Origin of the sequence: Tahibacter sp., from assembly GCF_032229445.1 — a bacterium.
In the GTDB taxonomy this organism is placed as follows: domain Bacteria; phylum Pseudomonadota; class Gammaproteobacteria; order Xanthomonadales; family Rhodanobacteraceae; genus Tahibacter.
Map to the genome: position 1 here is coordinate 41,772 of NZ_JAVTWC010000073.1, position 13,109 is coordinate 54,880.

At 67.1% G+C, this 13,109-nt stretch carries 10 protein-coding genes; 7 read left to right on the plus strand and 3 right to left on the minus strand.

The features are described 5' to 3' along the window. Window positions 1–285 precede the first annotated feature (285 nt). Together RUU78_RS13435 and ubiH are read right to left on the minus strand one after the other, a co-directional pair. Window positions 286–1,464, minus strand: a complete 1,179-nt coding sequence (locus RUU78_RS13435) for a UbiH/UbiF/VisC/COQ6 family ubiquinone biosynthesis hydroxylase (RefSeq protein ID WP_313917395.1) — start codon at window positions 1,462–1,464, stop codon at window positions 286–288. Beyond that, window positions 1,461–2,681 carry a 2-octaprenyl-6-methoxyphenyl hydroxylase gene (gene ubiH, locus RUU78_RS13440; protein ID WP_313917396.1) on the minus strand — a complete coding sequence of 407 codons (1,221 nt, stop codon included), beginning with the start codon at window positions 2,679–2,681 and terminating at the stop codon, window positions 1,461–1,463. Before ubiH ends, RUU78_RS13435 begins: the two co-directional genes overlap by 4 nt. Before the next feature lie 830 nt (window positions 2,682–3,511). Between ubiH and RUU78_RS13445 the strand changes: the two genes are divergently transcribed. The 6 genes from RUU78_RS13445 (at window position 3,512) to RUU78_RS13470 (ending at window position 10,022) form a co-directional block, all read left to right on the plus strand. After that, window positions 3,512–5,890, plus strand: a complete 2,379-nt coding sequence (locus RUU78_RS13445) for a TonB-dependent receptor (protein WP_313917398.1) — start codon at window positions 3,512–3,514, stop codon at window positions 5,888–5,890. Between the two features lie 198 nt (window positions 5,891–6,088). Continuing rightward, on the plus strand, window positions 6,089–6,967 hold the full coding sequence (gene cobS / locus RUU78_RS13450) for an adenosylcobinamide-GDP ribazoletransferase (protein ID WP_313917399.1): 879 nt from the start codon (window positions 6,089–6,091) through the stop codon (window positions 6,965–6,967). Continuing rightward, a complete protein-coding gene (locus tag RUU78_RS13455) occupies window positions 6,958–7,566 on the plus strand; it encodes a histidine phosphatase family protein (protein WP_313917401.1) in 609 nt (202 codons plus the stop codon). The genes cobS and RUU78_RS13455 overlap by 10 nt, the downstream gene beginning before the upstream one ends. Window positions 7,567–7,630: 64 nt before the next feature. Then, on the plus strand, window positions 7,631–8,197 hold the full coding sequence (locus RUU78_RS13460) for a cob(I)yrinic acid a,c-diamide adenosyltransferase (protein ID WP_313917403.1): 567 nt from the start codon (window positions 7,631–7,633) through the stop codon (window positions 8,195–8,197). 48 nt (window positions 8,198–8,245) lie between these two features. Further along, on the plus strand, window positions 8,246–9,169 hold the full coding sequence (locus RUU78_RS13465; protein ID WP_313917405.1) for a histone deacetylase family protein: 924 nt from the start codon (window positions 8,246–8,248) through the stop codon (window positions 9,167–9,169). Window positions 9,170–9,311: 142 nt separating this feature from the next. Continuing rightward, window positions 9,312–10,022 (plus strand): hypothetical protein, encoded by a 711-nt coding sequence (locus RUU78_RS13470; protein ID WP_313917407.1) that lies wholly within the window; start codon window positions 9,312–9,314, stop codon window positions 10,020–10,022. Between the two features lie 83 nt (window positions 10,023–10,105). Here the strand turns inward: RUU78_RS13470 and msrB are convergent, their stop codons facing one another. After that, window positions 10,106–10,504 (minus strand): peptide-methionine (R)-S-oxide reductase MsrB, encoded by a 399-nt coding sequence (gene msrB, locus RUU78_RS13475; RefSeq protein WP_313917408.1) that lies wholly within the window; start codon window positions 10,502–10,504, stop codon window positions 10,106–10,108. 172 nt (window positions 10,505–10,676) lie between these two features. Between msrB and lptD the strand changes: the two genes are divergently transcribed. Then, window positions 10,677–12,935, plus strand: coding sequence for an LPS assembly protein LptD (gene lptD, locus RUU78_RS13480; protein ID WP_313917410.1), 2,259 nt, complete (start codon window positions 10,677–10,679; stop codon window positions 12,933–12,935). Window positions 12,936–13,109 lie beyond the last annotated feature (174 nt).

Genomic DNA, 13,109 nt, shown 5'->3' on the forward strand with positions numbered 1-13,109 from the left:
AGAGGGAAGAGGACCAGCGGACGAACTTTGGCCCCTCTCCGCCCCGTTGGGCGTTCGGGGCGCCAGAACGTGGGTTTCTTTGCGGCGCCCCACTCACTCCCGCGCTTGCGCGGGGAGAGAATTCATTGAGGGGGAGAAACATCCGCCACGTTAAAACTGTGGTTTTTGCGGCAAAAGATATTCCGCGCGGGAAAGCGGCGCAAAATCTGCACCGAGCGCGTCTGCGGCTTCCCCTCCCTCACCACGCAGATCTCCCCCAAGCGAGCTTGGGGGAGACAAAGTCGGTCATCGCCCGGCCGCATGCCGCGCCAGCAGCTGCTTGAGCGGTCCGAGTGCATTGACCGCGCGCAGTCCGATTCCGCGCGCGAAGACCAGCGGCTCGAACTCGCTGCGGAAGATGCGATTGATACCGTCCATGCTCCAGGCCGAGATCGTGTTGTCGCTGCGCCGGCGGCGTTCGTAGCGGCGCAGCGCTGTGGCTGCGCCCGGGTCGCGGTCGGCGTCGCCAGCGATGGCATCGACGAGGGCGGCGACATCGCGCAGGCCGAGGTTGACACCCTGCCCGGCGAGCGGATGCACCTGGTGCGCGGCGTCGCCGAGCAGGGCGAAGCGCGGCGCGACATAGCGGTCGGCCAGCAGCAGGCGCAGCGGGAATTCGGCGCGTGCCGAGGTCGCGAGGATCGGACCCAGCCGGAAATCCGATGCGCACCCCAGTTCCTGCAGGAACGCGGCTTCGTCGATCTCACGCAGGCGCCGGCATTCCTGCGGCGGCAGCGACCAGACGATGGAACAGCGACCGTCGGCCAGCGGGAGCAGCGCCAGCGTACCGCCGGGCAGGAAGCGCTGCCAGGCGGTCTGTTCGTGCGCACGCTCGGTGCGCACGTGCGCGACCAGCGCGTGCTGGTCATAGACATGCCCGCTCGCGCCGATCCCGAGCAGATGGCGCAGCGGCGACGCGGGTCCGTCGGCCGCCACGACGAGGCGCGCCACGACGCGGCTGTCGTCGTCCAGGCGCAGGCTGCGAGTCTCGCCTTCGTCCTCGGTGGCGACGACGCGCGCGGGGCAGCGCAGGCTGACGCTGTCCTGCGCCTGCAGCGCCGTCCACAGCGTGTGCTGGATCAGGCGGTTCTCGACGATCCAGCCGAGTTCAGCCGCTCCGGTATCGGCGGCGTCGAATTCGATGTGCGCGCCGTTCTGGCTGTCCCAGACGTACATGTGGCGGTAGGCACTGGCGCGCGCGCTGCGCACGTTTGTCCAGATATCCAGTTGTTCAAGCAGATCGACGCTCGACCGCGCCAGCGCGACCACGCGCAGGTCGACATCGTCCGCAGCGTTCCAGCCTGACGGCGCGCGCTCCTCGACCAGCGCGACGCGCAGGCCGCGCCGGGCCAGCGCGAGCGCCGCAGCGCTGCCGACCATGCCCGCGCCGACGATGGCGACATCGAAAACATTGCGTGGCCTCATGGGCGTACTCCGAGTGCATAGGCGGTAGGTCGGCCGCGGAAGCCCATGCCGCGGCGGGCGACGAGGCTGCCGAGTCCCGGCAGGCCGTCGAGCAGCAGCAGGCCGAGGCTGCGCAGCGGCTTGAGCAAGGGCGCGGGACTGCAGGCCAGCCGCACGAGACCGTCGCTGAAGGCGAGCGTGCCGTCGCGGTCCTCGCGGCGCGCATGGGCGTACGCCTGCAACAGTGCCGCCGCGCCGGGATCGCCGCCAGCGCGCTGCTGCGCGATCAGCGACTGCGCCAGGGTCAGCGCATCGCGCAGGCCAAGGTTGAAGCCCTGCGCACCGATAGGATGGATGGTCTGCGCCGCGTTGCCGATGAGCACGCAGCGCGGTGCGACCAGGCTGTGCGCGACGACGCGGCGGATCGCATGGGCGCTGCGCCGGCCAGGCCGGGACAGGCGTCCGGCGCGCCAGCCGAAGCGCTGCTGTGCGTAGGCGAGGAAGGCCTCGTCGTCGAGCGCGGCCACGTCGGCCGCGTCCGGGGTAGCGACGCTGAGCACCAGCCCGGCGCGACGTTCGGCCAGCGGCAGCAGCGCGACCGGACCGGTGTCGCTGAAGCGCTCGTAGGCGAGGCCGGTCAGCGGCCGCTGCGGGTACACGCTGCAGACGAACAGGGTCTGCCCGTAGTCGATCTCGTCCACGCCGATGCCGCTGAGCGCGCGCACGCGCGAGGCGGTGCCGTCGGCGCCGACGAGCAGGCGCGCCGCTATCAGCGTATCGCCATCGGGCGTACGCAGGCTGATCTGCGTGCTGTCGCTGCCCGGACGCAGATCGAGCAGCTCGGCCGGCGTGTAGCGGCGTATCCGCGTGCACTGTTCCAGCTCCTGTGCCAGCGCGACGCCCAGCGCGCGCGCCGGCACGACGGCACCGAACGCATCCAGTCCTTCCTGCCGGGCATCCAGACGGAGCGCACCGAATTCACCGGTGCGGCTCACATGGATGCGCTCTATCGGCGTGGCACTGGCCGCGAGGTGCGACCAGACGCCCAGGGTCTGCAGTGCCGTCGTGCTCGCGCGGGCCAGGGCGAGGTTGCGCTCGTCCTCGCGCGGCCCGTCGCTGGCGCGCGGGGCGGCGGCTTCGACGAGGGCGACGGAAAGACCGCTGTGGTTCAGCGCGATGGCGAGACTGCTGCCGACCAAACCACCGCCGATCAGGACTACGTCGAAAACAGGTGTCATCGGCGGATGATACCGCTCTCGGAAATTCCTTAGGGATTCATGCGGCGGATTCCGATGCCGCGCTCGGAAATTCACCGGACTCGGCAACCAGGTCCATACGGCACGCCTTGCCCCGACGGCTGTATGAACGCGTGGCCGGTTGTGTCCTGGCTTTCGTCTGCAACGCGGCCTGCAGCGTCCGAACCGTTGTTGTAACCGAGGATCCTGGACGCACGTCGATCGTCCGGTTCTTGCCGCCTCCGGCCCTTCACCTCGAAACCCAGGCCTTCGCTCCGCCGGCATTCCCCGGCTTGGCACAATCGCCCCCGTCCGTCATCCGCAGGGCGGCTCCACGGCCGCCGTCGTCTCGGCATCTGCGCTTCGTTGTCGGCCAAGCGCGTCAGCAGACCCACCAACCGCTCCGCCAGCGCGGATTCGCGCCACTGCGGTACGTCTCCTCGCCGCGCCTGGTTTCGCGGCGAAACCCATCCGGAATTTCTCGTTCGAAAACTTACGGCTCGGCACACCAGCCAGCCAATCCTGGGGCTCAGCCGAGATATTCGTAAAAATGCCACAAAGTCCGAAAATTTTTTCTATATGATGCGGCTGACGCGCAAAGATCGCTGATGGAGTGCGGGTGCTGCCTCCGCACCATTGACCCACTGCCATCGCCACGTCTGCGTGTAAGCGATGGATGGGCGCAAGCCGGTCACCAATCTCGCCCTGGGAGCTCATCCTGTGTGGAAATAGCAAGAGTTCCGTACAGGGAAGATTTTCCCGAGTGCCGCCGCGACGAGGGGAAGCGGCTGCCGACAACAACAACCGATTTCCGTCACTGCCGAGGAGCTTCCATGTCCCGCACACGTAACCTGACTGTCGCCGTCGCCGCCGCCCTGGCGGCGCTGCCCGCCGCGGCCCAAGTCCGCACCCAAGAAGCAGATTCGCTCGAAACCGTCATCGTGACGGGCACACGCGTCACCGATCGCACAGTAGCCGAATCGGCGGCCCCTATCGATATCATCACGCCGGAGGCACTGGAGGCCACCGGCACGGGGGAGCTGGCGACGGCATTGTCGCGCGTGCTGCCTTCCCTGAATTTTCCGCGCCCAGCCATTTCCGACGGCACCGACGCGGTCAAGCCCGCCCAACTGCGCGGGCTGGCACCGGACCAGGTATTGGTGCTGGTCAACGGCAAGCGCCGGCACACGACGGCGCTGATCAACCTCAACGACAGCCAGGGCCGCGGCTCATCACCGGTCGATCTCAACGCGATCCCGATCGCGTCGATCGCGCGCGTGGAAGTACTGCGTGACGGCGCTTCCGCGCAGTACGGATCGGATGCCATCGCCGGTGTGGTCAACATCGTGCTCAAGGGAAGCGGCAGCGGCGGCGGCATCACCGCGCGCTACGGCCAGCACTCCGCCGGCGACGGCAGGCAATACCAGCTTTCGGGCGATGCGGGCTTCGAGTTCGGCGAGCGTGGCTTCCTGCACCTGGCCGGGCAAGGCGGCCACAACGACCAGACCGACCGCGCCCGCCCCTATATCGGCACGCCGGGACCCGCGGCACCTCCCTACGATCGCGTGGTGCAGCGCTACGGCGATCCGGAGATCGACCAGGGTGCGGTGTCGTTCAACAGCGAGTTCGGTTTCGGCGAGCACGCCACGCTCTACGCGTTCGGCGCGGCCAGCAATCGCGACGTGGTGTCCAATGGATTCTTCCGCCCCGCCGGCGACTCGCGCAACATTCCGTCCATTTATCCCAATGGCTTTCTTCCTACTATAAACAATGTTGCAAAAGACCGATCCACGGTCGCGGGGCTGCGCGGCGGGCTGGGGAACGACTGGAACTACGACCTCAGCTACAACTACGGCTACAACAATCTCGGCTTCGACATCCGGAACACCCTCAACCGCAGCCTGGGGTCGACCTCGCCACGGCAGTTCTACGCCGGCAGCCTCGAAGTGACGCAGAACGTGGCCAACCTCGACTTCTCCAAACCGATCGAGGCCCGCTGGCTCAAGTACCCCATCACCTTCGCCTTCGGCGCGGAATGGCGCGAGGAGAAGTTCAATCAGAGCCCGGGCGAACTCGGTTCGTACGTGGACGGCGATGGTCCCGTCAACACGCCACCGGGCGCGCAGGTGTTCCCGGGTTTCAAGCCCGAAGACGCAGGCCACCGCGATCGCAACAGCAGTTCGCTCTACGCCGACCTCGAAGCCGACCTCACCGACAGGTTCTCGGCCGCGGTCGCCGCGCGCCACGAGGACTACAGCGATTTCGGCACCACCACCTCGGGCAAAGTGTCGGGACGCTACGCCTTCACCGACGCCGTCGCGCTGCGCGGCACCGTGTCCAGCGGCTTCCGCGCACCGTCGCTGCAGCAGCAGTACTTCCAGTCCACGGCGACGAACTTCATCGGCGGCGTACCGTTCGACGTGCGCACGTTCGCGGTCGACAATTCGACCGCCATCGCGCTGGGCGCCGAACCGCTCAAGGCCGAGGAATCGATGAACTACGGCCTGGGCCTGGTGCTGTCGCCGCTTGACGGACTGTACGTGACGGTGGATACCTACCGCATCGACATCGACGACCGCATCATCCTGTCGGAAAACCTGATCGGTCCGACCGTCACGGCGTTCCTCGAAACCCGCGGCATTTTCGGCGTCACCGGCGGCCGCTATTTCACCAACGCCGTGGATACCAAGACCACAGGCGTGGATATCGTCGGCACGTACAAATGGGTGCTGTCCTCGAGCGAAGTCGACTGGACCATCGGCTACAACTACTCCAAGACAACGATCGAGAAGATCGCTCCGAATCCGCCCGAACTCACCGCCGGCGGCCTCAACCTGCAGCGCATAGGCCGGGTGGAGCAGGGACGCATCACGGTCGGCGCGCCGCGCGACAAGATCCTACTGGGATCGGTGTGGAAGTCCGGCGACTGGACCTTTTCCGGCACCGCCACACGCTACGGCGAGTTCAGCGCGCTCAATGCGAATCCGGCACTCGACCAGACCTTCGGCGCGAAATGGACGGTCGATCTGGCGGCGGCATATCAGCTCGATGCCTGGAGTTTTGCCCTTGGTGCCGACAACATCTTCGACGCGTATCCGGACGAATTCTATTTCGCCACCTCCAACGGCGGTCAGTTGGTGTACCCCCGCAACGCGCCATTCGGCTTCAACGGTGCCTTCGTCTACGGCAAGGTCGGGTACCGCTGGGAGTGACGATGCTACGGCCGTGCGCATCCACCTCGGGTGCGCGCGGTTCTGTGGTGACATCGTCAAAGACCTCATGCACAGGCGTTCGCCGTTAGCCAGTAGCGGCCGGAGACGAGCGTTCCGTGATGTTCCTGTGCGCCGACGCTGAAGTTTTCTCGACGGCATGCCGGGGGGCTGTCGGTGTACGCTGGCAGGCTGAATCCGATGCCCAGACCGCGGTCGCGGCATCGCGTCGCGGGCGGCCGCAGCACCTGCCAGAACCGCCGTGCATTTCCGCGCTCGCGCCGCATCGGCTACGCTCGGCGCTTCCCCGCCCTTCCCTGCCGCATGAGCAACCCGCTGCGCCTGTTCGCCACCGCCGCGACGTTCCTGACGCGCCTGCCGTTCGCGCGCCTGAGCTATGCCGAACCGGCGCGGCTCGCGCAGGCAGCGCCGTATTTCGTGCTGGTCGGCGCGCTGGTCGCCGCGATCGCGGCATTCGCGGCCTGGGTCAGCCTGCATTTGCTGCCGCCGTCGCTGGCGCCCTGGGTCGCGCTGACCACAGCGATCGTGCTGACCGGAGGCTTCCATGAAGACGGCCTGGCCGACACGGCCGACGGTCTAGGCGGCGGCTTCACGCTCGAGCGCAAGCTCGAAATCATGCGCGACAGCCGCATCGGCAGCTACGCCGCGCTCGCGCTGGCTACGGTGCTCGGCGGCAAATACCTCGCACTGGCCAGCCTGTCCCCGTCGCAGTTGTTCGTCGCCCTGTGGCTCGGCCACATCCTTGCGCGCTGGAGCGTGCTGCCACTGGCCGCGATGCTGGGTTATGCGCGCGACGGCCAGGCCACGAACAAGCCGGTCGCCGACGGCATAGGCTGGGCTCAGGTCGCCGCCGGCACGCTGCTCGTATTCGTGCTGATCGCGCCATTCGGCCGGCTCGCGCTGCTCGCTGCGCTGATCAGCGCAGCGGTGGTCCTGCTCGCCGGCCTGTATTTCCGTGCCCAGCTCGGTGGCATCACGGGCGATACGCTGGGCGCGGCCAACCAGATCGTGGAACTCGCCTGCTATCTGGTGTGCGCGGGGGCCCAGCGATGGATCTGATTCTGATCCGGCACGGTGATTCGGAAGCGGCGTCGGGACTGTGCATCGGCCAGACCGACGTGGCGCTGTCGAGCGCCGGCTTCCTCGCGATCCAGCGTCTTGCGGCGCACTGGCAAGGGGAGGCGCCGCGTTTCCTGTTCACGAGCGACCTGCGCCGCGCGCAGCAGTCGGCGCAGGTGTTCGCGGCGCGCTTCGCCATCGAGCCGCTGGCCGACCCGCGCCTGCGCGAGGTGGACCTCGGCGAATGGGACGGCCAGCGCTGGGATGCGATCGCCAAGCATGACGCGGCGCGCTATCGCCACTGGGCCGACAACTGGGTGATCCAGGAAGCGCCCGGCGGCGAGAGCTTCAGCGACGTGATGCGGCGTACCGGCGCGTGGCTCGCTGCGCTGCTCGGCTCGACCGGCGACAACGATGGCGTGCTCGCGGTTGCCCACGCCGGTTCGATCCGCGCGCTGCTGTGCCATGCACTGGGACTGCCACCGGCGCGCGCCTTCGCGCTGCAGCTCGGGCATGCGCGTGCGAGCCGTATCCGCTATCGCATGGGACAGTTTGAAGTAAGCTACACGAATGCCTCGCGTTTCGAGGAAGATCAGTAGCTAATTCCCATTATTTACTTTATACCTTTTCCACAATACACACGAATCCGACACAGAAGCTTCCATGGGCAATCGACTTACCAAAATCTATACCCGCACCGGCGACGACGGCAGTACCGGGCTCGGCGACGGTTCACGGGTACGCAAGGATTCGGCGCGGGTCAACGCGTACGGCACCGTGGACGAACTCAACAGTGTCATCGGCATGCTGCTCGCGCAGGACACCGGAGCGGACATCGCCGAGTGCCTGACCCAGATCCAGCACGATCTGTTCGACCTCGGCGGCGAGCTGTGCATACCGGGCATGGCGATGATGTTCGACGCCGACATCACGCGGCTCGAAGACGTGCTCGATCGCTTCAACGAAGACCTGCCGCCACTCAAGGATTTCATCCTGCCCGGCGGCGGCATGACCGCGTCGACCTGCCATCTCGCGCGTACCGTCTGCCGCCGCGCCGAGCGTGAAGTCGTCACGCTGGCCGCGCACGAAAGCGTGCGCGCCGAGGCGACGCGCTACCTCAACCGTCTGTCCGACCTGCTGTTCGTGCTCGCCCGCGTGCTCGCGCGCCGCAGCGGTCACGGCGAAGTGCTGTGGCAGCACGAGCGGCGCAAGAAACCCGCCGGCACCTGACGCCGCCCGGTCGCGATGACGCCGCCGCAATCGCCACGGAATCCGCTCATGCATCTCGCCTTGTATACCCACGCCAGCTGCCTCGCGCACAACCCGGGCGCCGGCCATCCGGAATCGCCGGCGCGCCTGCGCGCCGTACTCGAAGCACTGGACCAGGATCGCTTCGCCGGACTCGATCGCATCGAGGCACCGCGCGCGACCACCGAACAGTTGCAGCGCGCGCACAGCGCCGAACACGTCGCACGCATTTTCGCGCTCGCGCCGCAGCACGACGGCGCGCTGCGCATCGACGACGACACGGTCATGTCGGGCGCCTCACTCGACGCCGCGCTGCGCGCCGCGGGCGCGGTATGCGGCGCGATCGACGGCGTGCTCGCCGCGCGCCACCAGCGTGCGTTCTGCGCAGTGCGTCCGCCGGGACACCATGCGACGTACGCCCAGGCCATGGGCTTCTGCCTGTTCAACAGTGTCGCGGTCGGCGCCACGCATGCGCTGGCCAGCGGGCTGCAACGCGTCGCGATCGTCGACTTCGACGTACACCACGGCAACGGCAGTCAGGACATCTTTGCGAACGATACGCGCGTGCTGTATGCCTCCACCCACGAAATGCCGCTGTACCCCGGCACCGGGCTGCGCCGGGAAACCGGGGCCGGCAACATCGTCAACGAACCCTTGCCGTCCGGCGGCGGCAGCGGCGAGTTCCGCGCCGCCTACCGCGACCGCGTCTTGCCGGCGCTCGACGCGTTCGCGCCGCAGCTCGTGCTGATCTCAGCAGGCTTCGACGCGCACCGCCTCGATCCGCTCGCCAACCTCAATCTCGACGCGGACGACTACGCCTGGGTAACGCGCGAACTCGTCGCGATCGCACGCCAGCACGCGCAGGGCCGCGTGGTGTCGAGCCTCGAAGGCGGCTACAGCCTGACCGCGCTGCGCCAGTCGGTGCAGGCGCATGTCGCGGCGCTGCTCGACTGAGCTACAGGCGCGGCATGACCGCAGGCGCCGGCAGATCTGTACTGACCTCGCGCCGAAATCGCGCTGACAGTTTTCTCGCCGCGCCGCCGTCCTTGGCAACGAAACCCGCGCCGTCGCGGGTCGCCGTTGCGAGGAATCCGTCATGCGTCGCCTGTTCCCGAGCCTGGCCGCCCTGGTCCTGACCTGTTTCGCCGCCGCGCGTCCCGCTGCGGCGCTGCAATTGCCGTGGTACGACGGCGTGTTCAGGAGCATCGGCAGCAACATCGCCTGTGTCAGCGACCCGCCGATCACGCAAGTCCGCACACAGGCCTATACCGGCTATACCCTGCTGCCGCCGAACCGCACGCCGGCCGTCGGCGAAGTGTTCTACACCCATCTGATCATCAGCCACCCGGGCAATCCCTGCGGCGGCAGCGTGATCGGGCTGGAGCTGCTGCTGCCCAGCGGCATGGCGCCGGCGATCTCGGCCGAAAACCCCGCGTTCTGCTTCGCTCGCGTGCCGAACGGCCCTCGCCTGATCAACCTCGGCAACGACAGCGGCTATGGCTGTCCGCAGCAGTTGAGCCAAGGACTCGAAGGCTGGGCCATCCGCGCGCCGCGCAACACTGCCGAAGGTGGCGCCTGGCGCTCGGCGCAGGGGTTCTGGCTGGAATTCCTGATCCCGGTGGCCTCCTCGACGGTGCAGAACGGCACGGAGATCCGCTACCGCGTGAACCCCGACATCGCCGTGGTCGGCTATCCGTCGGTGCCGGTCTTCGTCAACAACGACGTGATCTTCCGCACCTCGGGTGAGGGAAATGTGCTGAGCCTCGACGTGTGCACGCTGACGCCGATCGCACAGGGCTGCCAATGACACGAGGAAACAGTGGATAGGAGTGAGAAAACAGTGGAAGCGGCGACACACTTTCGCTGTCACTCGTTTCTCACTCCTCGACGCTACTTTTCCGGCTCAAACTCGAGCGCGGCCGAATTGATGCAATAGCGCAGCCCGGTCGGCTTCGGCCCGTCCGGAAACACGTGGCCGAGGTGCGAATCGCAGTGCGCGCAACGCACTTCGACGCGGCGCATCCCGTGGGTATCGTCGGTATGCTCGACGACGGCATCCGGCGCGAGGGGCTGCCAGTAGCTCGGCCAGCCGCTACCGGAATCGTATTTCGTGCCGGAGCCGAACAGCGCGGTCCGGCACGCCGCGCAGTGGTAGATCCCCGCGTCATGGTGATCCCAATACTTGCCCGTGAAGGCGCGCTCGGTCGCCGAGCAGCGGCAGATCGCGTATTGCTCCGGGGTCAGTTCTTCGCGCCATTGGGCGTCGGATTTTTCGATCTTGGTGTTCATGGTCGCTCCAGATTGGGGTCGTGCGGCGACGGCTCAAGCTGCCGCGTCAAGCACTTGCCGCCGCGAAGATTGCTGCCATGGGCGCGTTTCGGGCATCTTACGCGCCTCACTGTCTGCAAAAGACCTGCCTGTGCCGCGCCATCTTTCGCGTACTCCCCGGCTGCGCCGCTTGGTGCAGGCCACTGTCCTGTGCCTGTACGGTGCCGGCGCCCATGCGGCCAACCCGGCCGCCTGCCTGCCCGGCAGCGACCAGTGCCCGCGCAAGTCTGACGACTTCAGCCTGTGCAGGCCCAACGCGCTGCTCGCGTTCTACGTACCCGGCCTGCCGACCACGGGCGTGCGCGAAGAGGCAGATACCGATTTCGGTGCCGACCGCTTCCAGACCGCCGACCAGACCAAGTACCTGCTGCAGGGCAATGCGCGCGTGCAGCGCCTCGACCAGCTAATCCGCGCCGACGAGCTGACCTACTGGACCGAGACCACCGCCTGGGTCGCGCAAGGGAATGTGCGCTACCAGGACCGCGGCATGCTGCTGTCGGCCGACAAGGCCCAGGGCAAGACCACGCCCAATACGGCCATCCTCGACGGGGTGCGCTTCCAGTTGCTGAGCTCGCGAGGCAACGGCCAGGCCAGCCAGGCCGAACTCGTCGATGACGACAACGCACGCATGAAAATGGTGCGCTTCTCGACCTGCGATCCGGATCAACCGAGCTGGGAGATCCGCGCGGACGATCTCGCGATCGACCAGGCCGCCGGCATCGCCACGGGTCATGACGCGACCCTGCGCATCGGCGATGTTCCGGTCCTGTGGCTGCCGTACGTACGCTTCCCGACCGACGACCGGCGCCAGAGCGGCTTTCTCTATCCCAGCTTCGGTTTCAACGGCAACAGTGGCCTCGATTTCACGCTGCCGTACTACCTGAACCTGGCCGAGAACTACGACATGACGCTGTACCCGCGCCTGGTCACGCAGCGCGGCTTCATGGCGGGTGCCGAGTTCCGCTATCTCACCGAGCGCAGCCGCGGCCAGATCGACGGCGCCTGGCTGCCGAACGACCGCCGCGCCGACCGCGAGCGCGGCCAGTGGCATTTCGACAACTTCACCTCGCTCGGTGGCAACTGGAATTTCGCCGCCAACATCAACGGCGTGTCGGACAAGCGCTACTTCGAGGATTTCGGCGACAGCCTGTCGGCGATCTCGACGAGCCTGCTACCGTCGAGCGCGTACCTCAACGGCCGCGGCCGTGGCTGGAGCTTCGCCGTCGGCGGCGACAAGTACCAGATCACCGATCCCTCGCTGCCCGACCAGTTCGAGCCCTACATGCGCCTGCCGCGCATGACCTTCGACGGCGACATCGCGCTGGCCGGCCGACTGCGCGGCGGCGTCAAGTCTGAGTTCGTCGCGTTCGACAAGGACTGCTTCGAGGATGGCGGCGGCAACCGGGTCTGCCCGACCACGGGCCAGCGCCTGGACCTGTATCCGTACCTGAGCCTGCCGCTGGAAGGCGCGTCCTGGTTCATCCGCCCCGAGTTCGGCGTGCGCCATACGCGCTACGACGTCGAGACCGAGCAGGCCAACGGCAACACGCTCGGCGCGACGCCGCAGCGCACCACGCCGATCGGCAGCCTCGACATGGGCCTGATCTTCGAGCGCGACACCAACCTGTTCGGCAAGGGTTATACACAGACGCTGGAACCGCGCCTGTTCTATCTGAACGTGCCGTACCGCAACCAGAACGACCTGCCGGTCTTCGACACCCAGCTGCTGACCTTCGATTTCCCGCAGCTGTTCACGACCAACCGCTACACCGGCGCCGACCGCCAGATGGATGCGAACAACCTGACCGCCGCGGTCACTACCCGTCTGCTCGAGACCGCGACCGGCGCCGAACGCCTGTCGGCAAGCCTGGGCCAGATCCGCTATTTCGAGGACCAGCGCGTGCAGTTGTACGGCGCGCCGACGCGCTATTCCGGCTCGGCCTACGTGGCGGAACTCGACGTGCACCTGACCGACCGCTGGCGCCTGAAAGTGGCCGACCAGTGGAACCCGAACGGCGACCAGACCGACCTGTCCGCGATCAGCGTGCAGCGTCGTTTCCTCGGCGACGGCGTGCTGAACCTGTCGTACCGCTACCGCCGCGATTTCCTCGAGCAGACCGACATTTCCGCGCTGATCCCGCTCAACGAGAAGTGGCGCCTGATCGGCCGCTGGAACTACTCGCTGCGCGACCGCAAGCCGCTGGAAAACCTCGTCGGCATCGAGCGCGACTCCTGCTGCGTGGTCTGGCGCCTGCTCGCGCGCCATTACCTGCGCAGCGCGAGCGGCAAGGCGAACGACGCGCTGTACTTCGAGATGGAACTCAAGGGTCTCGGCGCGATTGGCCAGAAGACAGGCGACTTTCTGCGCCGTGGTATTCTCGGGTATCAATGAAGTTCTGAACAAGCCTTGCGACCATCGCTCTTGCTCTCAGCACCAGATCTCCATAGCCCCGCCAAACGCCTGCTGCGCAGGCATTTGGCCGCCCGGCCCGTTGGGCGTTCAGAACGATGAGAACCTGCGGTTCTGAGCGATCACTCTTCACCCCCTTGACTCAAGGGGGCTCCA

What these genes read in the sequence shown, in the direction of transcription:
- RUU78_RS13460 (WP_313917403.1), top strand. Translation starts at nt 7,631, where the DNA reads ATGGGCAATCGACTTACCAAAATCTATACCCGCACCGGCGACGACGGC.
- ubiH (WP_313917396.1), bottom strand. Translation starts at nt 2,681, where the DNA reads ATGACACCTGTTTTCGACGTAGTCCTGATCGGCGGTGGTTTGGTCGGC.
- msrB (WP_313917408.1), bottom strand. Translation starts at nt 10,504, where the DNA reads ATGAACACCAAGATCGAAAAATCCGACGCCCAATGGCGCGAAGAACTG.
- RUU78_RS13455 (WP_313917401.1), top strand. Translation starts at nt 6,958, where the DNA reads ATGGATCTGATTCTGATCCGGCACGGTGATTCGGAAGCGGCGTCGGGA.
- RUU78_RS13470 (WP_313917407.1), top strand. Translation starts at nt 9,312, where the DNA reads ATGCGTCGCCTGTTCCCGAGCCTGGCCGCCCTGGTCCTGACCTGTTTC.
- RUU78_RS13445 (WP_313917398.1), top strand. Translation starts at nt 3,512, where the DNA reads ATGTCCCGCACACGTAACCTGACTGTCGCCGTCGCCGCCGCCCTGGCG.
- cobS (WP_313917399.1), top strand. Translation starts at nt 6,089, where the DNA reads ATGCCCAGACCGCGGTCGCGGCATCGCGTCGCGGGCGGCCGCAGCACC.
- RUU78_RS13435 (WP_313917395.1), bottom strand. Translation starts at nt 1,464, where the DNA reads ATGAGGCCACGCAATGTTTTCGATGTCGCCATCGTCGGCGCGGGCATG.
- RUU78_RS13465 (WP_313917405.1), top strand. Translation starts at nt 8,246, where the DNA reads ATGCATCTCGCCTTGTATACCCACGCCAGCTGCCTCGCGCACAACCCG.